15 protein-coding genes and 7 tRNA genes are annotated in these 25,629 nt (G+C 62.2%); 17 read left to right on the top strand and 5 right to left on the bottom strand.

Translation table 11 applies throughout. From position 1 onward, the window contains the following. Positions 1-217: 217 nt before the first annotated feature. Positions 218-499: a hypothetical protein gene (locus tag Q1K49_RS09030; protein ID WP_300525277.1), complete on the bottom strand. Its 282-nt coding sequence runs from the start codon at positions 497-499 to the stop codon at positions 218-220. Positions 500-1,095: 596 nt separating this feature from the next. Here Q1K49_RS09030 and Q1K49_RS09025 point away from each other — a divergent pair. The 17 genes from Q1K49_RS09025 (at position 1,096) to rlmB (ending at position 18,778) form a co-directional block, all read left to right on the top strand. After that, a complete protein-coding gene (locus tag Q1K49_RS09025; protein WP_300525274.1) occupies positions 1,096-1,602 on the top strand; it encodes an Lrp/AsnC family transcriptional regulator in 507 nt (168 codons plus the stop codon). A gap of 314 nt (positions 1,603-1,916) precedes the next feature. Then, positions 1,917-1,993: transfer RNA gene (locus Q1K49_RS09020), tRNA-Arg, on the top strand. Between the two features lie 122 nt (positions 1,994-2,115). After that, a tRNA-His gene (locus Q1K49_RS09015) sits at positions 2,116-2,192 on the top strand. A gap of 9 nt (positions 2,193-2,201) precedes the next feature. Continuing rightward, positions 2,202-2,277 (top strand) — tRNA-Arg (locus tag Q1K49_RS09010). A 15-nt stretch (positions 2,278-2,292) separates the two neighbouring features. Further along, a tRNA-Lys gene (locus Q1K49_RS09005) sits at positions 2,293-2,368 on the top strand. Positions 2,369-2,952: 584 nt separating this feature from the next. Next, complete coding sequence (locus Q1K49_RS09000; RefSeq protein WP_300525271.1) at positions 2,953-4,473, top strand: PLP-dependent aminotransferase family protein; 1,521 nt, start codon at positions 2,953-2,955, stop codon at positions 4,471-4,473. A gap of 222 nt (positions 4,474-4,695) precedes the next feature. Next, on the top strand, positions 4,696-5,154 hold the full coding sequence (locus Q1K49_RS08995) for an archease (RefSeq protein ID WP_300525269.1): 459 nt from the start codon (positions 4,696-4,698) through the stop codon (positions 5,152-5,154). A gap of 223 nt (positions 5,155-5,377) precedes the next feature. Beyond that, positions 5,378-6,811, top strand: a complete 1,434-nt coding sequence (locus tag Q1K49_RS08990; RefSeq protein ID WP_300525267.1) for an RtcB family protein — start codon at positions 5,378-5,380, stop codon at positions 6,809-6,811. A gap of 143 nt (positions 6,812-6,954) precedes the next feature. Continuing rightward, positions 6,955-7,039 (top strand) — tRNA-Leu (locus Q1K49_RS08985). Positions 7,040-7,048: 9 nt separating this feature from the next. Further along, a tRNA-Met gene (locus Q1K49_RS08980) sits at positions 7,049-7,125 on the top strand. 2 nt (positions 7,126-7,127) lie between these two features. Next, positions 7,128-7,204 (top strand) — tRNA-Met (locus Q1K49_RS08975). 377 nt (positions 7,205-7,581) lie between these two features. Continuing rightward, positions 7,582-9,597: a tRNA lysidine(34) synthetase TilS gene (gene tilS / locus Q1K49_RS08970; protein ID WP_300525264.1), complete on the top strand. Its 2,016-nt coding sequence runs from the start codon at positions 7,582-7,584 to the stop codon at positions 9,595-9,597. Between the two features lie 280 nt (positions 9,598-9,877). Next, positions 9,878-10,414: a hypoxanthine phosphoribosyltransferase gene (gene hpt, locus Q1K49_RS08965; protein ID WP_300525262.1), complete on the top strand. Its 537-nt coding sequence runs from the start codon at positions 9,878-9,880 to the stop codon at positions 10,412-10,414. A gap of 93 nt (positions 10,415-10,507) precedes the next feature. Then, positions 10,508-12,442 carry an ATP-dependent zinc metalloprotease FtsH gene (gene ftsH / locus Q1K49_RS08960; RefSeq protein WP_300525259.1) on the top strand — a complete coding sequence of 645 codons (1,935 nt, stop codon included), beginning with the start codon at positions 10,508-10,510 and terminating at the stop codon, positions 12,440-12,442. Positions 12,443-12,941: 499 nt separating this feature from the next. Next, positions 12,942-14,954 (top strand): excinuclease ABC subunit UvrB, encoded by a 2,013-nt coding sequence (uvrB, locus tag Q1K49_RS08955; protein WP_300525256.1) that lies wholly within the window; start codon positions 12,942-12,944, stop codon positions 14,952-14,954. Continuing rightward, on the top strand, positions 14,911-17,772 hold the full coding sequence (gene uvrA / locus Q1K49_RS08950; RefSeq protein ID WP_300525255.1) for an excinuclease ABC subunit UvrA: 2,862 nt from the start codon (positions 14,911-14,913) through the stop codon (positions 17,770-17,772). The genes uvrB and uvrA overlap by 44 nt, the downstream gene beginning before the upstream one ends. After that, positions 17,756-18,778: a 23S rRNA (guanosine(2251)-2'-O)-methyltransferase RlmB gene (rlmB, locus tag Q1K49_RS08945; protein WP_300525253.1), complete on the top strand. Its 1,023-nt coding sequence runs from the start codon at positions 17,756-17,758 to the stop codon at positions 18,776-18,778. Before uvrA ends, rlmB begins: the two co-directional genes overlap by 17 nt. Before the next feature lie 305 nt (positions 18,779-19,083). Here the strand turns inward: rlmB and Q1K49_RS08940 are convergent, their stop codons facing one another. The 4 genes from Q1K49_RS08940 to Q1K49_RS08925 all read right to left on the bottom strand — a co-directional run bounded on the left by Q1K49_RS08940 (position 19,084) and on the right by Q1K49_RS08925 (position 25,134). Next, positions 19,084-20,493 carry a sodium:solute symporter family protein gene (locus Q1K49_RS08940; RefSeq protein ID WP_300525250.1) on the bottom strand — a complete coding sequence of 470 codons (1,410 nt, stop codon included), beginning with the start codon at positions 20,491-20,493 and terminating at the stop codon, positions 19,084-19,086. A 429-nt stretch (positions 20,494-20,922) separates the two neighbouring features. Next, positions 20,923-22,950 carry a CocE/NonD family hydrolase gene (locus Q1K49_RS08935; RefSeq protein WP_300525247.1) on the bottom strand — a complete coding sequence of 676 codons (2,028 nt, stop codon included), beginning with the start codon at positions 22,948-22,950 and terminating at the stop codon, positions 20,923-20,925. Positions 22,951-22,956: 6 nt separating this feature from the next. After that, entirely contained in the window at positions 22,957-24,252 is a 1,296-nt protein-coding gene (locus Q1K49_RS08930) for an MFS transporter (protein WP_300525245.1), read from the bottom strand. Positions 24,253-24,429: 177 nt separating this feature from the next. After that, positions 24,430-25,134, bottom strand: coding sequence for a GntR family transcriptional regulator (locus Q1K49_RS08925; protein WP_300525243.1), 705 nt, complete (start codon positions 25,132-25,134; stop codon positions 24,430-24,432). Positions 25,135-25,629: the final 495 nt, after the last annotated feature.

Below are 25,629 nucleotides of genomic sequence, written 5' to 3'. Positions count from 1 at the left end.
CGCACCAGAACGCCGAGGGCGATCCCCGGGGTCTGCGGCGGCCGGGTGCCGCACGCCGTGTTTCCGCGGCCATGCATGCCGCCGCATCCGCACGCCCGGCGCCGCGCCGCGGCGGAAGAACCGGACGCCCTGCCGCACTGCCGCATGCGCCTTTCGGAAGGCGGACTTGCGCCCCCCGAAAGGCGTCGGTTCGTGCATGGCCGTTTCCGCGTCCCGGTCACTGCACCTCGCCGGTGAACTCCCGCCTTGCCGGTACGTCACAGACCCCCTTGCCGGGGTGGCGTGACCTGGGAATGCACGGAACGGACACCCGCTCGTCGGCTCTGTTGATTCTGTAGCACCCCTTCGAGAGGGTGTCACCTCCGGACGAAATCGCCCTCCTCTCTTCTCCCCGTCGTGCGACGGCGGTCGTCCGTGTGGCGGAATGGGCGAACACCGCGATGCAGAAAAAGACGAAGGCCAAGAGAAAAACACGCAACGCGAATGCACGGGACTTCATGGGTCCTTTTCCTCCTTTCTTCTCGGAAAGAGCGTTCTCTTGCTCGGCAGCGCCCTTCGGGACCGCCGTTTCTCCGAGGAGCCGTCCTTCGGGAGCGCCGCTTCTCCGAGGAGTCGCCCTTCGGGAGCGCCGCCCTTCGGGAGCGCCGTTCCTCCGAGGAGTCGCCCTTCGGAAGCGCCGCTTCTCCCAAGAGTCGTTCTTCCGTAGCGTGTGGATCGATTGTCCCGGTAACGTTCCGTCGGAACCAGAGGATGGCGGAAGGGAAGCATCCCCTTCACTTCAGAAAGAGAAGCAAAAAGCTGCCGTCACGACCATTTCTGCAGAAATCGCGACAGCGTTTGAATGTAGAATGGAACGGTGGACCGCTGCCCGGCACGGCGGAGTTTTCACACCAGACGCGGGAGCGCGTGCCTGCGGTGCCCTGTAACCGCCCGGGTCGCCTTGCATCACCGCATCACCCGGTATCACCCGGCATCGCCGGGGCAATTCCCTGCGCAACCGGCTGAAACTCTTTGTGGAATCGCCTGAGATATCCTGGAACCGCCTGGAATTGCCCTAAATCGCCCGGAAGATGTCCGTCTCGAAAGGAGAGCACCATGGGGCAGAGGAAAAGAGGCCTCGACGCGACCGACCTGAACATTCTTGCCGAACTTCAAAAGAACGCCCGGGCTTCTTTTACGGAAATAGGCCTTGTCGTCGGCCTCTCCGCGCCGGCCGTTCGCGACAGAATCAGGCAGATGGAGAGCCACGGCGTGATTTCCGGATACAGGGTGATCGTCAATCAGACCTTGCTCGGCAATCCGATACGGGCGATACTTGCCGTGCAGGTGAAACGGGAATACGGAAAATGGAGGGTTCCGGACAACGCGGTCACGGACATGTTCCGCAGCATGCCCGAAGTGCTTCGCTACTGGTCCGTGACGGGGGACGTGGACTTCATCATCGAGGTGGCCATGCCGTCGATGAAGCGCATGGAGGAGTTCCACCGGCGCTTGAACACCCTGGGTATTTTTACGACCTACATCATTCTGGAGGACTCGAACGACGCCGCGGAGCCCTCCGGGGCCTTCGGCCGGGGCTCCACGCCTCGGGCGCCGGAATGAGGGAGAAGGGCGGTCCGGCGCAGTCCCTTCGGAGCCTTCGGCGCCTTCGGTGCAGCGGCTACGGAGCGGTCCGGCGCTGGAGAGACCACGACGTCATTGCCGTGGCGGCGGTGAGACCGGCCGGCATCCGCACGCATCAGCCGCCCGCACGCATCAGCCGCCGCAAACCACGGTTCCCCGTGCCGCAGCATCATGCGCACCTCCCGCCCTTTTCCTCCCTGCGGCAGTGCGGTGATGTCACGGGGCGGAACCTTGCGCTTGACGTATCCGGAAGGCTGCTGTAGAATCACCTCTGCCGCGAAATGTTCTTTCGGGCGCCTGTAGCTCAACTGGATAGAGCAACGGACTTCTAATCCGTAGGTCAGAGGTTCAAGTCCTCTCAGGCGCGCCACTTATGCAGGTACTCGTGCTCGGCGATGTTTTTTGAAGATGCGTTGCAGCGTTTTCGTCTCAGGGGTACAGCCAGGGTCACAGCGTTTTCCCGGTCGTCTGTCCCGTGTCGGTTTTGGCGTGGTGAGCGTAGCTCAATTGGTTAGAGCGCTGGACTGTGGCTCCAGAGGCTGGGGGTTCAAGTCCCCTCGTTCACCCCACTTCTTTCTGCGCCCGTAGCTCAGTGGACAGAGCGGCGGACTTCGGATCCGTCGGTCGCGGGTTCGACTCCTGCCGGGCGCGCCAGTTTTCGTCGAATGTGGACCGTTAGCTCAACTGGCAGAGCACCTGACTCTTAATCAGGGGGTTGCAGGTTCGATTCCTGCACGGTCCACCATTTTTTTCGCCACGTCCGTTTCCGTCCGTAAAGAACGCAGGCCGCCGCAAGGGCGGCTTTTTTCGTCTTCCGCCGCTCCGGCTTCGTTGCCGTCGTCCTCATGCTCATGCGTCGTTCGCCACCCGCACCCGCTCTCCTCCGCACCTCGCCTTTGCGCCTCTTCGCCACCTTTCCCCTCCGCCACATGCCCTTTCCGCCACCTTCTCTCTCCGCCACCTTTCTTCTTTGCCATCTTCTTTCTTTGTCATCTTCTCTCTTCGCCGCCTTCTCTCTCCGCCACATGCCCTTTCGTCTCTCCACCTCGCCGCCTTCCCTCTTCGCCACATGCCCGTTCGCCTCTCCACCTCGCCGCCTCGCGGTGTTTCCGGCTCATTTCGATCGCGCCCGATCGGGTCGGTCCGCTTGTTGTTTTCCCGGCGTTCCTCGGGTATAGTTGAAATTGGCCGGTTCCAATGTGCCAGAGCGGCCCGGAATGCGCGGCGCCGGAGCCTGAAACGGAGCGGGCCGGAGAGGACGTGGACGAGCGCAGGCGCGGCGAGGGCGTGCGAGCACGGAAGGCCGGAGTGCAAAAGGAGAGGATTGCGTTGGAGCTTGACGTCAAACGGGGAAAGTCCATTCCGATCTACCTTCAGATCCGCAACCAGATACGGGAGATGATCTTCTCCGGCGTGCTGCCGGAAGGATACCGTCTGCCCCCGGAGCGCCGTCTCTCGGAGGAACTCGGGGTCAACCGGACCACGGTGCTCAACGCCTACCGGGAGCTGAAAGCCGAGGGGCTCATCGACTCCCACGTGGGGCGGGGCACGGTGGTCAAAAGAATGGATGGGTCCATCTGTCCGCTCCATCCGGCGACGAAGGCGCCTCTCCATTGGGAGCGCTACCTCCGCTACGCCGGGGAGGAGACGCACGAATCGTTTCTGCGGCAGGTCTCGGATGCGCAGCATCGCGAGGGATTCGTCTCCCTCTCCTGCGGCGAGGCGGACGCGCAGCTCTATCCGCTTGAGACCATCCGGGAGATTCAGGACCGCCTCTTTCGGGAGCATGGGCAGGACATCCTCCGGCTCACCTGCATCGAAGGTCTGAAACCCCTGCGGGAGGCCATCTGCAGCTTTCAGGAGGGGCGGGGCATCGCCGCCACCCCCGACGAAGTGCTCATTTTCTCGGGCTCCCAGCAGGCCCTCGACGTGGTCTCCCGGGCCTTCGTCGAGCCCGGCGACCTGGTGGTGGTGGAGGACCCCACCTACGTGAACTGCAAGCGCCAGCTCCGCTTTCTCGGCGCCCGGGTCGCGGGGGTGCCCCTCGACGAAGAGGGAATGCGCCTGGACGTGCTCGAAGGCATCCTCAAACGGCGGGCGCCCAAGTTCATCTACACCATCCCCACCTTCCAGAACCCCACGGGACATGTCATGTCCGTGGACCGGAGGCGGCGCCTGCTGGACCTGGCGGGGCGGTACCAGGTGCCCATCGTGGAGGACGACCCCTTCTACGACCTGCGGTACGAGGGAACGCCCATTCCAACCCTCAAGGCGCTGGACGAGAACGACTACGTGATCTACATCAGCACCTTCTCCAAATCCCTCTCCCCGGGATTGCGCGTCGGGTGGATCACCGCGCCTCGTCCCATCGTGCGACGGCTGGCCCAGGTGAAGAAAATCTCCGACCTCTCCACCTGCAGCCTCTCCCAGTGGATCGTCGACGGCTTTCTCCGGGGGGGCTTCTACCGGCCGCACCTCCAGACCATCCGGCAGGAATACGCAGGCCGCCGCGACGCCATGGTGCAGGCCCTGCAGCAGGGCGGACGGCTCGGCGGCCTGGAGTGGAACACCCCGAACGGCGGCTATTTCGTGTGGGTGCGCTTTCCCCGAGAGGTCAACTCCGCGGCGCTCCTCGCCAAATCCATCGAAAAAGGCGTCGCCTACTCCCCGGGGGAACTCTTCTCCGTGGAAGAGCGGGGGCACGGCTGCGCCCGGCTCAACTTTTCCGCCTCCAGCCGGGAGGAGATCGTCACCGGCGTTGGGCACTTCCTCCGGGCCTTCCGGGAGTGCTACCGCGGGTGCCAGACCGTGGTGAAGCAGGAGATCGAAGAACTGCGCCCCATCGTCTGACCTGCCCTGCCCTGCGGCCCGTCGCCCGGCTGTCTTGCGCGCCGTCCGCGGGACTGTCCTGCGCGCCGTCGTGCGGCTGCCGCACGACCTCTCGCGGACCGGCCTTGCGGCGGTCGCCGGCCGGTCTGTCGCCCGCAGTGTGCTCACGGTCTGTCGTGACCGCCCGCCCTGCGCCGGAGAGGCGCCGCCTATGCACCCCCCGAGGAGAAGGAGGTGAGACCCTTGCCCTGGCGTGAGCTGGAACACACCGCGGATGTCGGCCTGGAAGTGCGGGCGGAGACCCTGGAGGACCTTGTGGCCGAGTCCGCCCGGGCCTTCTATGCCCTTCTCTTCGGAGCAGAAGCCCGGAGCGACGCCTCCGTCGCCGTGCGTGCCCCCGACGTCGCCTCCGTCGCCGTGCGCCGCATCGAGGTGGAGGCCCTGGACGCGGTGGAGCTTTTCGTCTCGTGGCTCAACGAACTGCTTTTTCTGCTCGAAGTGCGCGGCGAGCGCCTGTGCCTCCGCTCGGTCCGCCTGACCGCCCGCGGTGCCGATGCCGCATGTGCCGCATTCTCCCTCGTCGTGGAGGGGAACGCCGTCGCCGCTCCCGTTCCCTCCCTCGGCATCAAGGCCGTCACCTACGGCGGAGCGCTGGTCCTGCCGGGGCCACCCACACTGCTGCGGCTCTTCTTCGACGTGTGACGTCCGCGCTCCCTCCGGCGGCCCGGCCCCCGCCCGCGAGAGCGGCATCCGCCCACCGGCACACACGTGTATCGGCGACATTCGCGCATGCGCAGCGAACGCTTCAATCAGCACACTCTTGCATCGTCCATGCTCGCGCATCGGCCTGCGCTTGCCCGAAGGAACGGCGTCCGCGCACCGGCGCGATGCTGCATTCCCCCATAGCGTGAGGAGGGAGAAATCCATGCGATCCCTGTTGCAGAGCGACGACGGCCTGCGCTGGACCCTGCCCCGGAGCGCCCGGAAGGGCATGCGCGTCCCCGGGCTGCTCTTCGCGGACGAGTACATCCTGGAGACCATCCTTGAGGAAAACGCCCTCGCCCAGGTGGCGAACGTGGCGACCCTGCCGGGCATCGTGGGGCGGAGCGTCGCCATGCCGGACATCCATTGGGGATACGGCTTTCCCATCGGCGGCGTGGCCGCCTTCGACACCGAAGAGGGCGTCCTCTCCCCGGGAGGAGTGGGGTACGACATCGCCTGCGGCGTGCGGCTTCTCGTGTCCCCCCTGAACGAGGCGGAACTCTTGCCGCGGCTGGAACCGCTGCTCTACGCCCTCTTCGCCGCGATCCCCTGCGGCGTCGGCGCCGGCGGCGCCTTCACCCTGAAGCCCCGCGAGCTGGAGGCGGTGCTGCTGCAGGGCGCCCGCTGGGTGGTGAACAGGGGATACGGCGACCTGGCCGACCTGGAGCGCACGGAAGAGCGCGGATGCTTCGCCGGGGCTGATCCCGGCGGCGTCTCGCCCAAAGCGCGGGAGCGGGGAGCCCCCCAGCTCGGCACCCTGGGATCGGGCAACCACTTCATCGAGATCCAGGCGGTGGACGAAATCTTCGACGAGGAGACCGCGCGCCGCTTCGCCCTCCGCCCCGGCGGCGTCACCGTCATGATCCACTGCGGCAGCCGAGGACTGGGGCACCAGATCTGCGACGACGCCATCAAGCTCATGGCCCGGGCCATGAGAAAATACGGCATCGCCGTTCCGGACAGACAGCTCTGCTGCGCCCCCCTCGCCTCCGACGAAGGGCGCGCCTACCTGGGGGCCATGCGTTGCGCGGGCAACTTCGCCCTGGCGAACCGGCAGCTCATCGCCGCCCTCGCACGGGAGACCTTCAGCCGCTTCTGGCCCGAAACGCCCCTTTCCCTCCTCTACGACGTGTGCCACAACATCGCGGGCATCGAGACCCACCGGGTGGACGGGCGCGCCCGCGAACTCTGCGTCCATCGCAAGGGCGCCACCCGGGCGCTTCCGCCGGGGCATCCCTCCCTGCCCCCGGATTTCGCCCGCACCGGACAGCCCGTGCTCATCCCCGGAAGCATGGGGACCCGCAGCCACGTGCTCGTCGGCACGGAGCACGCCGCCCGGGAGAGTTTCGCCTCCACCTGCCACGGCGCGGGGCGGGTGATGAGCCGCACCGGCGCCAAACGCGCCACCTCGGGCGCCGAAGTGCGGCGGGACCTGGAGGAGCGGGGCATCCGGGTGGTGGCTCACTCCGAGAGAACCCTCGTCGAAGAGGCCTCCCGGGCGTACAAGGACGTGGACAAAGTGGTGGAGGTGGTGCACCGTGCGGGCATCGCCCGGAAAATCGCCTCGCTCCGCCCCCTCGGCGTCGTCAAGGGGTGAGGCCGCACCCCCTTTCCCAGGGGGTGCTCCCTTTTTCAGCCCCCGCCTCCGGCCTGCTTTCCGGCATCGTTTTGAGGTTTCACGTTCGATTCCACATTCAGACTTGACGGGATGGGGCACCGTGCATATAATGTTCCTCGCTGGCCGGGCTGGCGGAAAGGTAGACGCATGGGACTTAAAATCCCAGGGAGCGAATCCATGCGGGTTCGAGTCCCGCGCCCGGCACCAAGAGGGTATCGCGGGGTGGAGCAGTCAGGAAGCTCGTCGGGCTCATAACCCGAAGGTCGCAGGTTCAAATCCTGCCCCCGCAACCAACGGCGGTGTAGCTCAGTTGGCTAGAGCATGCGGTTCATACCCGCAGTGTCACTGGTTCAATTCCAGTCACCGCCACCAGGGATTCAAGGCGGTTCACCGACCAGGTGGACCGCTTTTTTCGTATCGTCCACATCGTTTCTCGTATCGCCGGTTTTGTCGGTCGCTCTTCTCGCATTGCCGGTCGCCTTTGCCGCGTTGCCTGTGGCTTTCGGGGAGTGTTCGTCGCGTTTCTCCTCTCACCGTGGGACATCCTGCGCACGGTCCGTCTCATTCGCCCCCCGACGGCCCGCAGGGCTTGCGCATAGCGGCCCGCAAGGCCTGCACAAGTCTGGAGGAGTCCTCTTTTTCCGGAGGTGTTCTTCCCCCCGGAGGCATTTCCCCTTGCGCGAAAGGGAGAACCGTTCCGGCACCCGAACCCGCACCGACACCGATGATCCGAAAGGGGGCGAACTGCCATGGCGCGGCCTGATCCCGACTCCGCCGCCGATTCCCATTCCGCCGCCGCCGCCGGCAATTCCGGCCAGAGTTTTGCATTCGGCCCGGCTTCCGGCGCTTCTCCCGCATCGACTTCCCCCTCCGGCGCGCCGTCCGCCGCTGACGCGCCCGCGCCCGGCCCCGGAGAGCGTTCCGGCTCCGTCCCGGCGTCCTCTCGCGGTGCCACGCCTCCGCCCGCTCAGGAATCCGATTCCCCGTCTTCTCCGTCCGCTCGGGCCGACGCTTCCACTTCCGCCGCCGCGCCGCGCCTGCGCGTTCCCCCCAACGTGGCCCGGGCCTTCCGCGAGGCGGGAAAGCGCCAGGGGTGGTGGCAGTGCGCGGATCCCCTCGTCGTGGCCGTCTCGGGAGGCGGCGATTCCATGGCCCTGCTCCTGCTCTTCGCCGCGCTCTGGCACCGGGAGCGACTTGTGGTGGCCCACCTGGAGCACGGCATTCGCGGCGAAGCGTCCCAGGCGGACGCCCGCTTCGTGGAGGAGTGGGCGCGGCGCCTCGACCTTCCCTTCGAGATGGAGCGGGGAAACGTGCTCCGCCGCAGAAAAAAGGGTGAGAGCGTCGAGGCCGCGGCGCGGCGGATCCGCTACGCCTTCCTCGACGACGTGCGCCGCCGCCGGGGCGCCCGCTGGGTGGCCACGGCCCACACCCTGGACGACCAGGCGGAGTCGGTGCTGCACCACATCCTCCGGGGGACGGGCCTCCGGGGGCTCGCGGGCATCGCCGAAGTGCGCGCCGGATTCGTCCGGCCCCTGCTCCGTCTGAGTGGGGAAGCGCTGCGCCGCATGCTTCGCGACTCCGGCGTCCCCTGGTGCGAGGACGCCACCAACCTGGAGACCACCTACCTGCGCAATCGCCTCCGCCGGAAGGTCCTTCCCTACCTGGCCGAGACCGTCAACGAGAACGCCCTGGCTCATCTCGCGGCCCTCGGAGAGGACGCCGCCGAGGCGGAGGCGCTCCGGCGGCGGCGCACCGCAGCGCTGCTGCCCACCCTGAGGGCGGATCTTCCCTACGGCAAGTGCGTCTGGCGCGTCGCCGCGGCCCGCCGGCTGGAGAGCTACGACCTGCGCCACACCCTGCGCGACGAGGGCGAGCGCCTCGGGCTGCCCCTGCTCTCGCGTCGCCGCCTGGAAGAGCTGGAGCGGCTGCTTTGCACCTCGGGAACCTGGCGCTTCCAGTGGAGCGGCGAGGAGGAACTTCTCTGCGGCGGGGGCTTTCTCTGCTGGGGCAACCGGTCCATGCTCGTTCCGCCTCCGGAGGCGCGGCTGGAGCTGACACTCTGCCCCCGGCCGAACCGTGCGGCCACCCGGGGAACGCTCCGCTGGGGGACATGGCGCGTCCGGTGGAGCCTGGAGACACTGGACACCCCGGAGACTTCGGCACCTCCGACAGCCCAGGAACCCATGAAAACCCTTGAGTCCCTGGAAACTCAGGTATTCCCGGCACCTTCGGCAGCTCCGGAGGCCCCGACAACCCCCGCCGTCTCCGCCGTCTCCGTCGTTCTGCGTTCCGTGGAGCACCTCGACCTCGCCCCGGAGGCGAAAGCCCGCGTGCCCTGGTGGTGCCGCCCCGGAACACCCGCCGTCCTTCTTCCCGGCCGGCCGCCCCTGATTCCCCTGTGGCATTCCCCGGAAACGTCAGCGTCATCGGCGGAATCCCCCGTCTCCGCTGCGGCATTCGAGGCAAAAGCTCCCACTCCGACTTCATCCTCCGCCCCGGCCCCGGCCTCCGCCCCGACCTTCGCCCCGGCTGCGCCGTCCGCTTCGGACCGCACCCCGGCGCCTTCGCCGGGGCCTGTCCCCACTCCGGATTCTGCTCCGACTTCGGGCTCCGTTCCGACTTTTGTCGCGAAATCCGCAACGGATACTCCCGCAACGGATGCGGATGCCTCCGCCGCAAGGGCTCAGCTCTTTTGTTTCGCCTCTTTTCGGAATCATGCTAGAATAACAAGGTTCTCCGTCGTCCTGGAACAAACATCGGAATAACCCGTCTGAAGTATCGTGCCGTCATGCCGTGCGTTTGCGCCGCAGTCCGTTTCCGGAGGCCCGCACCGAACGACATGTCGTGCCTTTGCGCCGCAGTCCATTTCCGGAAGCCCACACCGGAGTTTCCTTCCGGAACACGGCGCCGGGGTACCGTTTCCCGACGCGGGAGACGTGCCGACGGCACCGAGCGGCCGAGCCAAAGACGGCGGCGTGAAGATGTGCGGAACATGCGGCGCACGGGAGAGACTGTGTGCGAGAGAAGAGGGGAGCGTCGGTGCGAATGGCGTATTCTGTGGGGGAGATCCTGCTCTCTCGGGAGCAGATCGCGCAGCGCGTTCGGGAATTGGGGGATGAGGTGTCCGCCGCCTACGAGGGGCGGAATCTCGTCGTCGTGGGCATCCTCAAGGGCGCCGTGGTGTTTCTGTCGGATCTCGTGCGGACCCTGCGTCCCCAGGTGGAGGCATCCCTCGACTTCATGGCCGTGTCGTCCTACGGCGCGTCCACGAAGACCACGGGAGCGGTGAAGATTCTCAAGGACCTCGACGCGGACATCAGAGGAAAACACGTCCTCGTGGTCGAGGACATCGTCGATACGGGGCTCACCCTGTCCTACCTTCTCAAGATCCTCGAAGAGCGCGAGCCGGAATCGTTGGCGGCGTGCGCGCTGCTCGACAAGCCCGAGCGGCGGCTGGCCCCCGTGGCGGTCCGCTTCTGCGGGTTCTCCATACCCGACGAGTTCGTCGTCGGCTACGGACTCGACTGCGGCGGGCGGTGGAGGCACCTTCCCGACATCCACAAGGTCGAAACGACCGACTGACGGCGGCCCCGCTCGGAGAACAGTCCGACCGGCGGCGGCCCCGTCCGAGGACGGCGGACCGAAGACGAAAAACTGAAAGGGAGTGGTTTCGGTTTGAAACGACTGGTGAAGAACCTGGGATTGTACCTGGTCCTCATCGTCCTGGTCGTGAGCATCGTCAACGTATTCCTCGCGCCGACGAAGGGACCTGTCGAGGCCCGTCCACTGAGCTACAGCGCTTTTCTGCACCACGTGGAGAACGGGCAGATCCAGAAAGTGACCATCTCCGAGGAAGGGCTCCGGGGAACCATGACGGACGGGCAGCCCTTCACGAGCTATGCCGTGGGCGTGGGCGACCTGGCCCCGAAGCTCGTTGAGAAGGGCGTGGAGGTGGAAGTGCTTCCCCCCCAGAAGACACCCTGGTGGGCCGGCCTCATGTCCACCCTCTTCCCGACGCAGCTGCTCATCGGCGCCTGGATCTTCATCATCTACCACATGCAGGGCGGCGGCAGCAAAGTCATGAACTTCGCCAAAAGCAAGGCCAAACTCTTCCTGGACAACCGTCCCAAGGTCACCTTCGCCGACGTGGCCGGATGCGACGAGGCCAAGGAAGAACTGCAGGAGGTCATCGAATACCTTAAGGACCCGGGCAAGTTCGCCCGGTTCGGCGCCAAAGTCCCCCGGGGCGTGCTGCTCCTGGGACCCCCCGGCACGGGCAAGACCCTGCTCGCCCGGGCCGCCGCCGGTGAGGCGGACGTCCCCTTCTTCAGCATCAGCGGCTCCGACTTCGTGGAAATGTTCGTCGGCGTGGGTGCCGCCCGCGTGCGGGACCTCTTCGACCAGGCCCGGAAATACCAGCCCTGCATCGTCTTCATCGACGAAATCGACGCAGTGGGGCGCCAGCGCGGCGCCGGGCTCGGCGGAGGTCACGACGAACGGGAACAGACCCTCAACCAGCTCCTCGTGGAGATGGACGGCTTCGAGGCCGGAAGCGGCATCATCCTCATCGCCGCCACGAACCGTCCGGACATTCTCGACCCGGCCCTGCTGCGTCCGGGGCGCTTCGACCGGCACATCGTGGTGGACCGGCCCGACCTCAAGGGACGCGAAGCCATCCTGAAAGTGCACGCCAAGGAAAAGAAACTCGCGGAGGGCGTCAACCTGGACATCATCGCCCGGCGCACCCCCGGTTTCGTGGGGGCCGACCTGGCCAACCTGGTCAACGAGGCGGCGCTCCTCGCGGCGCGGCGCAACAAGCCCGCCGTCGAAATGGACGAACTCGAAGAGGCCATCGACCGCGTCATTGCCGGCCCCGAGCGCAAGAGCAGGCTCATCAGCAGGAAAGAAAAGGAGATCATCGCCTACCACGAGGCGGGGCACGCCCTGGTGGCCAAGTTCGTGCCCGGCTCCGACCGGGTGCACAAGATCTCCATCATCCCCCGGGGACACCGCGCCCTGGGATACACGCTCCAGCTCCCCGAGGAGGACCGGTTCCTCATCTCCAAGAAGGAACTCTTCAACCGCATCAAAGGACTTCTGGGCGGCCGCGTCGCGGAGGAGATCCAGTTCGGCGACGTCACCTCGGGAGCGCAGAACGACCTGGAGCGCGCCACCCAGACGGCCCGGCAGATGATCACCGAGCTGGGCATGAGCGAGAAACTCGGTCCGGTCACCCTGGGCAGAAAACAGCACGAGGTCTTCCTTGGTCGGGACATCGTGGACGACCGCAACTACAGCGAGGAAATCGCCTTCGCCATCGACCAGGAAGTGCGCGCCATCATCGACGGCTGCTACGAAGAAGTACGGAACCTCCTCCTGGAGAAGAAGGACCTGCTCGTGCGCATCGCCGACACCCTGCTGGAACAGGAGATCATCGAGGCCGACGACCTGGACGCCATCATCGACGGCACCTACGTGCCCCCGGTGAAGACCGCCCCGGAGCAGCCCGGCGAGGCCTCCGCCGATTCCGCCAAGCCCAAGGCCGACCGGCGTCCCGACGCCGCCGGAAGCGTCCCCTCCCTGGACGGGCCGCCATTGGAGACCGCCTGAGCCGCCGCGTCCTGACGGAAACCGCGGCATCGCAACGCGCCGCCTGAAGTCGGAGCGGAATTCCCGAACGCGCCACCCGGAATGCGGCATCGGAACGCCGCCGCGCCGCGGAACACCCGTCGCGGCAGCACGGCACCGAAAGAGGACATTGCACGCGGCATCGCAGCGCGCCGGCAAAACCCGGCAGACGGCGGAACGTGACAGGCATCGCAACGCCGCCGCACCCGCGGCACGCCGGCGCCGGAGGAATTCCCGAGCCCGCACCGGAACCGGAGATCCCTCCGGCTCCGGTGCGATTCCTCCCGCAAACGCGTTTTCCCAAACCCCGCCGCTTGCGAGAGGTATGCCGTTTCCGGAGAGCTACGCTTTCGCAGGCGCGTCTCGCGGCGAACCTCGCCGCTTGCGACAGACGTGCCGTTCCGAGGAACGCCGCTTCTGTAGGCGCGTCCTCCCGGAACCTCTCATTCCGAAAGGATTTTGATCCCGAAAGGACTCGATCATGCAGGATACCTTCTCGCTTCGGGCACCCTGGCCTCCCTCGGGGGACCAGCCCAAGGCCATCGGGGAGCTTCTGGACGGACTCGAAGGCGGAGCCCGCTTCCAGACCCTGCTGGGCGTCACCGGGAGCGGCAAAACCTTCACCGTCGCCAATGTAGCGGCGCGGCTGAACCGCCCCGTGCTCGTGCTGGCCCACAACAAGACCCTTGCGGCCCAGCTCTACAGCGAATTCAAACTCTTCTTTCCCGACAACGCCGTGCACTACTTCGTCAGCTACTACGACTACTACCAGCCCGAGGCCTACGTCCCCGCCCAGGATCTCTACATCGAAAAGGACGCCTCCATCAACGAACGCATCGAAAAACTCCGCCTCGCCACCACCAAGGCCCTGCTGGAGCGGCGGGACGTCATCGTCGTGGCCAGCGTCTCCTGCATCTACGGCCTGGGGCAGCGCAAGAACTACGAGGACGCGGTGTTCTCCTTCGCCGTGGGGGACCACATGGACCGGCGGCACTTCCTTGAGCGCCTCCTGGAGAACTACTACGAACGGAACGACTTCACCCTGGAGCGGGGCAACTTCCGCGTCCGGGGCGACGTGGTGGAGCTTTATCCCGCCTACAGCGACACGGCGCTGCGCATCTGCTTCTTCGACGAAGAGATCGAGCGCATCGACGAAATCGACCCCGTCTCGGGAGGCCAGGTGGTCTCCAAGCTCCGGGCCTCCATCTTTCCCGCCCAGCATTACGTCACCAGCCGCGAGGCCATCGAGGGCGCCCTCGGAGCGATTCGGGCCGATCTGGACCGGCGCGTGGCGGAACTCAACGGAGCCGGGCGGATCGTAGAGGCCCATCGCCTCGCCCAGCGGACCCGCTACGACCTGGAGATGCTCTCCGAAGTGGGCTACTGTTCGGGCATCGAGAACTACTCGGTCTATCTGGACGGCAGACAGACCGGCGAACAGCCGGGGACCCTGCTGGACTTCTTTCCCCGGGACTTCATCCTCGTCATCGACGAATCGCACATGACTCTCCCCCAGATCCGGGGCATGTACAACGGCGACCGGGCGCGCAAAGAAACCCTCGTGGAGCACGGATTCCGCCTTCCCACCGCCCTGGACAACCGCCCCCTTACCTGGGAGGAATTCTCCGGATTCATGCACCAGGTGATCTTCGTCTCCGCCACCCCCGGCGACTGGGAGCTGGAGCACTCCGACCGGGTGGTGGAGCAGATCGTCCGCCCCACGGGCGTGGTGGACCCCAAAGTGCTGGTGTTTCCCGCGAAGACCCAGGTGGACGACCTGCTGGACCGCCTGAGGGACGTCGTCGCACGGGGAGAGCGCGCCCTTGTGACCACCCTCACCAAACGCTCCGCCGAGGACTTCGCGGAGTACCTGGTGGAGCTGGGCATAAAGGGAAAATACATCCACTCCGAGCTGGACGCCTTCGAGCGGGCCGACCTGCTGCGGGAGATCCGCGAGGGTACCATCGACGTGCTCGTGGGCATCAACCTCCTCCGGGAGGGCATCGACCTCCCGGAGGTCTCCCTCGTGGCCATCCTCGACGCCGACCGCGAGGGCTTCCTGCGCTCCATCAGATCCCTGGTGCAGATCATCGGCAGAGCCGCCCGCAACATCGGCGGCACGGTCATCCTCTACGCCGACGAACTCACCGAGAGCATCCGACGGGCCGTGGAAGAGACCGACCGGCGCCGGGCCATCCAGGAAGCCTACAATCAGGAACACGGCATCACCCCCCGGAGCATCCGCAAGGACGTGGCCAGTCTCCTGCCCCCGGGCCTGACGGAGGAAACCGTCCTCAACGGCTCCGCCGACGCTGCCGGAGCCGCCTCCCCCGAGGCGACGGAGGCCATGCTCGAAAAGCTCATGTGGGAAGCGGTGGAAAAACTCGATTTCGAAAAGGCGGCAACGCTTCGCGACCGCCTTCTGGACCTGCGTGGAGGTGTAACGACTCGTGTCGCAAACCCACATCGTCGTAAGGGGCGCAAAAGAACATAACCTGAAGAACGTCTCCGTCTCCATCCCCAAGAACCGCCTCGTGGTCATCACCGGGCCGTCCGGCTCCGGCAAGTCCTCCCTGGCGTTCGACACCATCTACGCCGAGGGGCAGCGGCGCTACATCGAATCCCTCTCGGCCTATGCGCGGCAGTTTCTCGGCATGCAGAGCAAGCCCGACGTGGAGGACATCGCCGGGCTCTCTCCGGCCATCTCCATCGAACAGAAGGGGCGCTCCCACAACCCCCGGTCCACCGTGGGCACCGTCACGGAAATCTACGACCACCTGCGCCTCCTCTTCGGCAGAGTGGGCGTGCCCACCTGCCCCGACTGCGGCGAACCCCTCGCCCGGTACTCCCTGGACCAGATCGTGGACCTCATCCTCCGGGACTACCCGGAGAAAAAGATCGAGATCCTCTCTCCGGTGGTGCGGAGCAAGAAAGGAGAGCACCGCAACCTCTTCCAGCAGATTCGCCAGAAAGGCTTCCTCCGGGCCCGGGTGGACGGCGTCGTCTACTGGCTCGAAGAGGAAATCTCCCTGGAGAAGAACAAGAAACACGTCGTGGAGATCGTGGTCGACCGGCTCACCGCCCGGGCGGACAAGCGCGACCGCCTCGCCGAAGCGGTGGAGACCGCCCTCGCGGAGAGTGCCGGCTTCGTCCTCCTCGTCATCGAGGGCGGAGAAGAGCGGCTCCTCACGGAGAACTACGTGTGCCCCCACTGCGACACGGCCTTCCCCGAGATCGACCCGCGGCTTTTCTCCTTCAACAACCCCTACGGCGCCTGCCCCGCCTGCATGGGGCTCGGAAGCCACGAGTTCTTCCCCCCCGAGCTGGCGGTGGTCCCCAACCGCAGCATCGCCGAGGGCGCCCTGCTGCCCTGGAACGGACCGCAGCACTACATGCTCCGGCGCCTGGGACACCTCGCCGAGGCCCTGGGGTGGGATCTTGCCGGCCCCTTCGAGAAACTTCCCGAGGAGATCCGCACCTCCATCCTCCAGGGACACCCCGACAAAGTCCCCATGACCTACAACGAGTGCGGCGTGGAGCAGCAGTACCTGGGGCGCTACGAAGGGCTCCTCCCCTGGCTCGAACGCCGCTGGGAGGAGACCGAGTCCGACGCGGTCAAGGAAGAACTCGCCCGGTTCCGCTCCGAGAAAATCTGCGACGCCTGCGGCGGCCTGCGCCTCCGCCCCGAGGCCCTCGCCATCAAGGTCGGCCCCTACGGCATCGGCGACATGGTGCGCATGCCCGTGTCCCACCTCTACCGGGCCGTCTCGGAACTCGACCTTCCCGAAAACGCCCGCGCCGTAGCCCACCAGGTGCTGGAGGAACTCAAAAAACGCGTCGGCTTCCTCGTGGACGTGGGAGCCGAGTATCTCTCCCTCTCCCGGCGCTCCGACACCCTGAGCGGCGGCGAAAGCCAGCGGATCCGCCTCGCCACCCAGATCGGCTCCAAACTCTCGGGCGTGCTCTATGTGCTCGACGAGCCCACCATCGGCCTGCACCCCCGGGACACGGGGCGCCTGCTCAAGACCCAGGAGGAAATCCGCGACCTGGGCAACACCGTGCTCATCGTGGAGCACGACCGGGAGACCATGCTCGCCGCGGAATACCTCGTCGAGATGGGACCCGGCGCGGGCGAGCACGGCGGCCACGTCGTCGCCGCGGGGACACCCGAGGAGATCGCCCGGGAGCCCCGCTGCCTCACCGGCCCCTACCTCAAAGGCGAAATCTGCGGCGCCGTCATCCCCCCCGGAGGGCGGCGCACCGCCCGGGGCGCCCTTCAGGTGTGCGGCGCAGAAGAACACAACCTCAAGTCCCTGGACGTCTCCATCCCCCTGGGCGTTCTCACGTGCCTCACCGGCGTCTCCGGCTCCGGCAAGAGCACCTTCATGCACGACGTGCTCTACCGCGGACTCCGGCAGCGCCTCGACGCCTCCTTCCGGGAGCGCCCGGGCAGACACCGTACCATCGAAGGCTACGAAGATCTGCGCAACGTCGTCCTCGTGGACCAGAGCCCCATCGGCAGAACCCCCCGCTCCAACCCCGCCACCTACACGGGGGTGTTCACCGCCATCCGGGAACTCTTCGCGGCGCTTCCCGAGGCCAAACTCCGGGGCTACGGCCCCGGACGCTTCAGCTTCAACGTCCCGGGCCACCGGGGCGGCCGCTGCGAAGCCTGCAAAGGCGACGGCGTGACCAAAGTCTCCATGCTCTTCCTTCCGGACGTGTACGTCCCCTGCGACGTCTGCCGGGGAAAACGCTACAACCGGGAGACCCTGGAAGTGCGCTACCGAGGCAGATCCATCGCGGACGTGCTCGACATGACCGTTGACGAGGCCCTCGACCTCTTTCAGGACCTCCCCCGCATCGCGGGCAAACTCGGCGTTCTCCGGGAGGCCGGGCTCGGCTACATCCGGCTCGGACAGCAGGCTCCCACCCTCTCCGGAGGCGAGGCCCAGCGGGTGAAGCTCGCCACCGAACTGGCAAAGCGCTTCAGCGGCGAGACCCTCTACCTGCTCGACGAACCCACCACGGGGCTCCACTTCCGGGATGTGGAGAAACTCCTCCACCTCCTCCACCGCCTCGTGGACCAGGGCAACACCGTACTGCTCATCGAGCACAACCTGGACGTGCTCGTCTCTGCGGACCATCTCATCGACCTCGGCCCCGAAGGCGGCGAAGGCGGCGGCCGCATCGTCGCCGCGGGAACCCCCGAGGAACTCGCCGCGTCGGAAAAGGGATACACCTCCGGATATCTCCGGAGCTACTTCGGCGAACTGCGCCAGAGGACGGTGGCTCATGAACGGGTCGGATAAGCGCCGCGGAAGCGGCGACAACCGCGCAAGCAGCAGAAACCGCGAAGGCGGCGGCAATCGCCCCGGCGACCGTGAACGCTCCGGCACCTCCGGCCGCCCTGACGACCGCAAGGGCGACACCCGCGGAAGCGGCGACGAGCGCCGGATCTCCGGGCGTCCCGGCGGCGGACGTTCCGAAAACCCCGACCGCCGCGACCGGCAGTTCCGGCCCCGCACGCCTCAGCCTCCCCGGCCCGCGGACCCGCAGGAACAGACCGACGACTCCCTCTACTGGGGGCGGCACGCCGTGCTCTCCCTCCTGGAGGAGACCCCCGAAAAAGTCCTCAAAGTCTACCTCCGCAAGGGGAGCGACCTCCGTCTCGCCGCCCGGGTCACCGAATTCTGCAAAGCCGCAAGCATTCCCTTCCTCTTCCTGGAGGCGGATGCCCTGGAGCGGCTTTGCCCCGGAGCCAACCACCAGGGACTCGTCGCCCAGGCCGCCCCGGCGGAACTGCGGGACATCGAAACCCTCCTGCCGCTCCTCCGGGAGAAGAACACCCCCGCCCTCGTGGTCGTCCTCGACCACCTGAAGGACCCCCACAACCTGGGCTCCATCATCCGTTCCGCCGAAGTGGCGGGAGCCCTGGCGGTGATCCTTCCCCGGCGGCGGGGCGCCCTTCCCACCGGCACCGTCGCGAAAGTCAGCTCCGGCGCCGCCCTGCGCATCCCCCTCGTGGGCGTGACCAACCTCGTCGCCGCCCTGGAATTCCTCAAAGAACAGGGACTGTGGGTGCTCGGCCTCCACGCGGAAGGCCCCGACTCCCTCTGGAAAGGCGACGCCTGTCCCTCCCGCCTGGCCCTCGTGGTGGGCGAAGAAGAAACCGGCCTCTCCCGCCTCGTGGCGGAGACCTGCGACTTCCTGCGCTTCATCCCCATGCGGGGACGCACGGGCTCCCTCAACGCCGCCGTGGCCGCCGCCGTCGGCATGTTCGAATGGGTCCGGACGGTTGACGACACCCCCCGGTAGGACCGTGTGACGAGCGGCGACCGCAGGGCAGAGTGCGCGCAACAAACCGTCCCGCAGCCCCTTGCTCTCTCGCCCCTCGCCGAACCCCCGCGGGAATCCCGGGCCAAGGCGCTGAAAGCGGGGGAGCAGCGGCTTGCTCCCCCGCCCCTGACCCCTGCGGGAATCTGGGTGTCCCTTGACAGCCACTACCGCGGCGCTGCTGCTTCTCGTCCCCAACCTGTGGGAGAACCTCTAAAATTCCGGTGCATTTGCCGGGTTTTCGCGGGGGAGCAGCGCGTCGAGGCGCTTTCTCGTGAGGCGCTTCCTCACGAGGCACTTTCGCATGAAACACCCTCACAAGATTTCCGTGTGAAAAGACTTACCCCGATCAAAACGAGAATGGACAGGGGTATCGCCACAAGAGCACTGTCTATCTCCCCAAAATGCGATTTCAGCCCCAGCTCCCAGGCCAATGTCACGATCCCGCCCGTAAGTATCGAGCTTAACCCGCCCGCAGGAGTCACCTTCTTCCAGCAGAGTGCCGCAAGAAGAGCAGGAGTGATCGCCGCGCCGTAAATCGTATAGGCGTACATCATCATTCCGAGAATGTCCGAAAATTTAGTGATCAACAAATAGGAGAACACACCGAGGAGCACAATGAGCCCTCGCATGATAAAGAAAATCTGCATCTCGGTAAACGTTCTGCGTGAATGTTTTTTAATTATATCATTATAGATACTCGTGGCCGAGGAGAGCAGAAATGAATCCCCAGTGGTTATCATAAAGGCTATGGCAGCCGCAAGAACGCATCCACCCACAGCAAAGGGAAGCATGTTCATTGCGACCATCAGAAAAGCGGTGTCCGGCTTTATGCCCGGCAGATACGGTATTGCGACGGTTGCGACAAACACATTCAAACAAGAAAGAAGAATGCTTCCGACAATAAATCCCAGAGCGGAAATTCTCGCAACATTTTCGTTGACGGCTGCGCCGAGCCTGCTGAACATGTTTTGGTCGCCCAATGTCAAAAAGAGCATTGCTATGACATATCCGATCGTGTCCAGCGGCTTGTACCCACCCCAAAGGGAAAGCTTTTCCACGGGAAGTTGCGTTATGAGCCCGGACATCCCTCCAGTCTCATACAACAGAATCGGGACCGCGAGAAGTAGCGAGAGAAAGATGAAAATCGCTGAAATGGCATCGGTATAAGCCACGGTCAACAATCCGCCGGATGCGGAGAGCACGATGATGACGACTGCTGCAAGGATTGTTCCGGACTCGACGGAGATTCCCGTCACAAGGTTCATGACATATCCCGCACCTTTGAATTGATACGAACATATTCCAACGTAAGCCAAGACAATAAAAACAACGGCTAGAATCCTTGCGGCGCTTCCATATTTTTCTCCGAATAGCTCTGGAATTGTTATGTTCTTGTTGCTTCTGATTCTGGCTGCAATAAAATAGATAATTATAATTGCAAGAGGCGATGCGAATTCAAACAACAACCCGGCAAGCGGCCCCTTTGTATAAACAAGATTGGCTGTTCCCGTGATGCCGCCGCCCCCATACCACGTTGCGATCAACGTGCCGATCAGAACCCACAAGGGGAGCTTGCGGCCTGCCGTGACAAAATCGTCCGTAGTGCTGATTCGCCTCTTCGCGATAAACAGTCCATAAACGGCAACGAAAATCAAATAGACAAAAATAATAAAAAGGTAATTAGAAACATGCATTTGAACGACCTCCTATCCTCGCGGGTCCGTGATAAAGATGCAGCGTCAAAAATCTTTTGCGTCTACGCAACAAAATCCAGATAGCAGACAGCGACATGGAAAATCATAAGCAAAATACCTGCTTTCTCCATGTCGCTGCCTAGGCACAACAAATCGCCTGTGTCTATGTCTATATTGAGGGAAACCCTAATCAAGCAGGAATTGCTCTCTCTCTCTCTCTCTCTCTCTCTCTCTCGTCACGTTTTTCCGAGATCGGCGAAGTATTCTCCAGGGGTTCCTTAGGGAAGCTCTGAAGAAAGACCTTTCGCTTTCCCTTGGCTCGGGTCGCATCAGGCTCCGCGAGGCGCCCTGCGGGGCAGGCGTAGCCTTCTTCAGAGGTTTCTTAGGTGTGTCAAATATACAACTAGACTAAAATAATTACCTCATTCACTACAGTCCATTGCGTAAAATTGTTCTGTCCCAGGATTTGTCGAAGAATTTCTTTCCGTTTTCAGTGACATGCATCTCTCCATCTATTATAAAATTAAACTCGTTCGATTTCTGTGTCACCGTTATATCCGCATCGATCCACCAGCCCTCACGGCCGATTCTCATTTTCTGATGGATTTTATAGCAGGCACTGAGAGGATCTTTGTTGTTCAGGGTCAGCTCTCTCTTGAGGTTGTGCTCGACAGTGACATCTATTTCGTCGAAGCGGTAGACACCTTCTCCGAACACGCCGCCTATGCCGTCGGTGACGCATGTCCACGTATCTTTCAGAATATCGTAGGATACCGTGCGATCGACTCTTCCCTCGGAGAGCCACGACATCGGCGTGAGAGGAGCACATTCGGGTTCCATATTCGGCCCTTCGCACGTCACTCCGTGAAACGTGGGCATGATCACTTTCGCAGTGGAGAGGTCGAGTGTCAGTGTCGCATCTTCAGGCATCGGCCAAAACATGGGCCAGAAGGTCGTTGCAAGGGAGAGGCGAATCCGGTGTCCTTTCTTGAACCTGTGCCCGCAGCAATCGAGATTCACGAACGCCCCGACGTTCTCACCTGGAATCAGCTCGACGACCTTGTCGTGTCCCTTTAGATGCGTCAGGTTCATAACCCCGTAAGAAACCCTGTTGACCGCACCATTCGGCTCGACGTCGGAGAGTTGCGCAAAAAGCATGGCTTTGGGAACATTGCTGGACAGCTCCACTTCAAAACGAGGGTATCCAAGTATTTCGAGTGGTTCCTCAAGCACGTCGCTTTCGAAGACCATGGCCATGCCATCATCGAGACGCTGGTCGGCGGAGCTTTCACCCGGAACGCCCACCCCCATCCATTCCCCCGCGAGTAAACCATGATTTTGGGGAGTGTTCAGACACACGAACTCGCTTGCGGAACTTCTCTTCGATGAAAGACGACCGTGCGAAAGAAAGAGTTCTTCGGATCGAACGGCGGAAGAAGGCCAGGAATCCAGACCGACCCAATACCCTTCACTGAAGGGCCTGTCAACGGAGGGCGGCATGCTCTCCTCCATCCAGGCCTGAATCATCGGACACTCCATCACACGGTTCTCTTTCCCCTTTAACCAATGGTCCCACCAGGACAACGCTTCCTGAAGGAATCCCATTGCAGGCCCGGGAACGCCGTCATGTGCATAAACGTGCGCCCACGGACCGATGATTGCCTTTCTTGGTACATCGAGTCCCTGCATGAGCGTCAGCACGGTGTTCGTGTACGAATCCGCCCAGCCGTCGATTGCCATGACAGGGACTTGAATGGCCGCATAGTCTTCACAGACCGAGCCATGTTTCCAGTACGCATCTCTCGTCTGATGCTCAAGCCAGAGCGCCGGCCACAGAGGCATTTCCTCCAGGCGTTTCAGAGTTTGCTCCCGCCATGAATCGCCGACGATGTGCGGATCGAGCGGGCGGCACATGTACGCGAGCATGATTGCGCCCCACCAGAAGTTGTCGTTCAAGAGACAACCGCCCTTGTAGTGAATGTCTTGATTGTATCGATCATCCGTAAACCCGACGGTGATGATCGCACGCAGTGCTTCGGGCCGTCTTGCGGCGACCTGCAGGGAGTTGAAACCGCCCCAGGATTTTCCCATCATGCCGACATTGCCGTCGCACCAATCCTGCCTGCTTATCCACTCGATCACTTCAAGCGCGTCATCCTGCTCCTGCTTGAGATATTCATCTCGCAGAAGACCTTCCGACTCCCCGGAACCCCTCATGTCGACGCGAACGACGACATATCCGTGTCCTGCAAAATATCCGTGCATGGGTTCGTCTCTGGTGCGTGTTCCGTCCGTTTTCCGGTACGGAATATATTCAAGGATCGCAGGGACAGGAGCGTCGGTCTCCGGGAACCAGAAACGCGCCGCAAGTCTTGTGTTGTCTTTGAGAGGAATCCAATCATGCTCTACTGTGCGAAACGTGAACGGAAAATCTTTTACGATTTTTTTTTGAGTCATGGTGCATTAGCCCCTTTCGTTTCCTTGTTTTTCAATGGAAGCAACGGTCAAAGCGTTCTTCTTGGGTGCATAGAAGTGAGACCATGCGAAGGTAAGCGCCATTCCGACGACTGCGACGACGATCATTCCGGTAAAATAGATGTGATAGCCCGTGGCATCCTTGTAGACATCAAGAGTTTTTCCGGCGATGTACGGGCAGAGAATTTCAGGAATATATCCCAGTGTCGAGACAAAACCGATTGCTACTCCGGCATGTTCGAGGGGAACGCCACCTTCGGTGAGAAGAGAGAAGTATATTCCAAAGTTAGAGTACATTGCAAGATAAAATATGGAGCACGCTATAATCAAAAAATAAATTTGATTCTGCGTTTGAGGTATGTTTATGATTGTAAAAGTGCTTGCGGCCATAACCAAAAAACCTAAAAACATGACTTGTGATTTTCCGAAGCGGTCAGCGACAAATCCTCCGAGGGGCGACGCCAGAGGCCTGCAGTATTGGGCGAGAACCGTGATGATCGCTGCGGTTACCGCGGAGATTCCAAGAGCGTTTGTCGCGTAGGGCGTGAAGTAGAAATACGACATGTTGAAGATGTACGTTGAAAACGTAATGGCCGCCACCATCCATACCGCGGGCATTTTTAGAATGTAGATGACATTTTTGATGCTGAAGCCGGGACGTTCTTCCGTCTTCGTCTCGATGTTTTTTAAGACAATGCAGAAAAGCAAGCCGCAAAGCACCGGGGCGATTGAATAAAAAACAATGATCCATTTCAGCCCGAGTGCGCCGGCGGCTTTTGCCTGGAAGATGCCGAATATCGCCGTGGCAATTGCCATGTGTGCCGCATTCACCACGCCACGTCCACCCTCGAAAAGCCCATATGCCCGGGATTGTTCACTCTCTGCGGCCATCATTCTGATGACTTTCATGAGTGCCGGCCAAAAGGTCAGCAGAGAGGTGATGCCCCATGCGCCATAAATTCCAACCAGCATCCAGTACGAGGGGAACAAAATATGAAGAAAACCGCCGAGGCCCGTGGCGACCAACGAAAATATCAACAGGATTTTTGCGGGGACGCGGTCGGCAAGAACGCCTCCGATGAGATACGAGAGCAAGCCGAGGAGACCGTAAGCACTGCCGAGCGTTCCCATTTGCGTGTTGTTGAGCCCATATGCGGCAAGGTATGCATCATAGTAATAATATCTAAAGTACGGAAGACCATAAATTATTGAACCGGCAAATGCCAAAAGGCATATCTTAAATATATTTTTCTTGAACAAAGATTCGACATTCGATGCGTTCACAATAAACACCTCCCGCGTTGTCGTGCGTGCGATGCACACTCGTCATTTTGTCTTGCATGTGATTTTGCGCATTGTCTTGTGTGCGATATCGTGTTTGATATTTCATGTTGTCTTAGATATAATTTTGCATGCGTGCTTGTGCGCTATTTTGCTCCTTGTGTGATGTTTGACCTGGCGTCACTCTTCGCTTTTTAAATGGTAGTATTGTTCGATGTATTTTTTTTGTTTTTTGAATGACCAGTGTTCGTCGCGCATCCAATGAATGGCGCTTTCCAGATCCCTTTCTTCGAGAGCGTCAATCAAGTGATCGTGTTGGTCGCAGCAAAGCTTGTCCCAGTCTTCCATCTGAATAATTTCCGTCGGGCTGTAATATAGTCTCGATGTAATATTATTCCAAAGAGAAGGCAAGTAGGTGTTTTCCGATAGATTGAGATAGGTGTTGTGAAATGTTTTGTTGAGTTTTAAGTGGTCTGAAAAATAGCCCCGTTTTGTGCTTTCAAAAATATGCTTATTTATTTGCCGCATTATTGTGCAATGGTCTCTGGTTATGTGCAGTATTGCCGTTTTTAGTGCGAGAGCCTCTATCGCTCCAATTGTTTCATAGTAGTTTTTTACATCTTTGAGTGTAAATTCTCGAATGAAAATCCCCTTTCGTGGAAGTATGGTCACCATCCCTTCGCCTTCCAGTTGCAAGAGTGCGTCGCGCAACGGTGTAATGCCGATGCCGAGTTCGGAGCTGGCCTTGCGCAGACTTATCGGAACCCCCGGCCGAATCGACATCTGAGCAATTTCTTTTCTCAGGTAGTCGCAAACCTGTTCTCTCAACGAGGGAGAATCCGCCTGAGGCTTGAGTGCCCGAAAATTCTTTTTGGTTGCAACCATCCACCACACTCCCTTTGTCCCGCTGTTTGTCGAGAACTGATATAACAGGTTGGCCGTATGTACACTACCACGAGTTTTCAAACTTGACAAGATTCCGTGTATTCTCGAGGTCTCACAGCGCAATAGCGGGTATTAAATTAATATAAAAAGTGTTATTTTTTATTTCCGTAATTTTTATATTTTTATTTTATTTTATTCATGAAGTAAAACATTCTTATCCGGAATAATTTTGTCGTTGTGTTAAGGTTTTCATGACACGCCGAGACGAAAACTGATCTATCAGTTTTGCGGCGTCGTACGGCGGAAAGTGATGCAGAGGGTCGGCTCGCCTTTGACGGGCACGTGATGGACACGCTTAGGAGCGGGTACAATACCTGTCGTAGGTGGTGGCCACCCTTTGCTCCGTTCGGGGGCTGGTCGCCCCGATGGCCGGAAAAAACTGTCGTTAAAATTTCAGGAACCTCTGAAATAAGGCTGCGTCAGCCCCGCAGGGCG

The organism is Aminiphilus sp. (genome assembly GCF_029975095.1).
In the GTDB taxonomy this organism is placed as follows: Bacteria; Synergistota; Synergistia; order Synergistales; family Aminiphilaceae; genus Aminiphilus.
The sequence above is the reverse complement of the archived record's forward strand: the minus strand, read 5'-3'. Positions and strand labels throughout refer to the sequence as shown.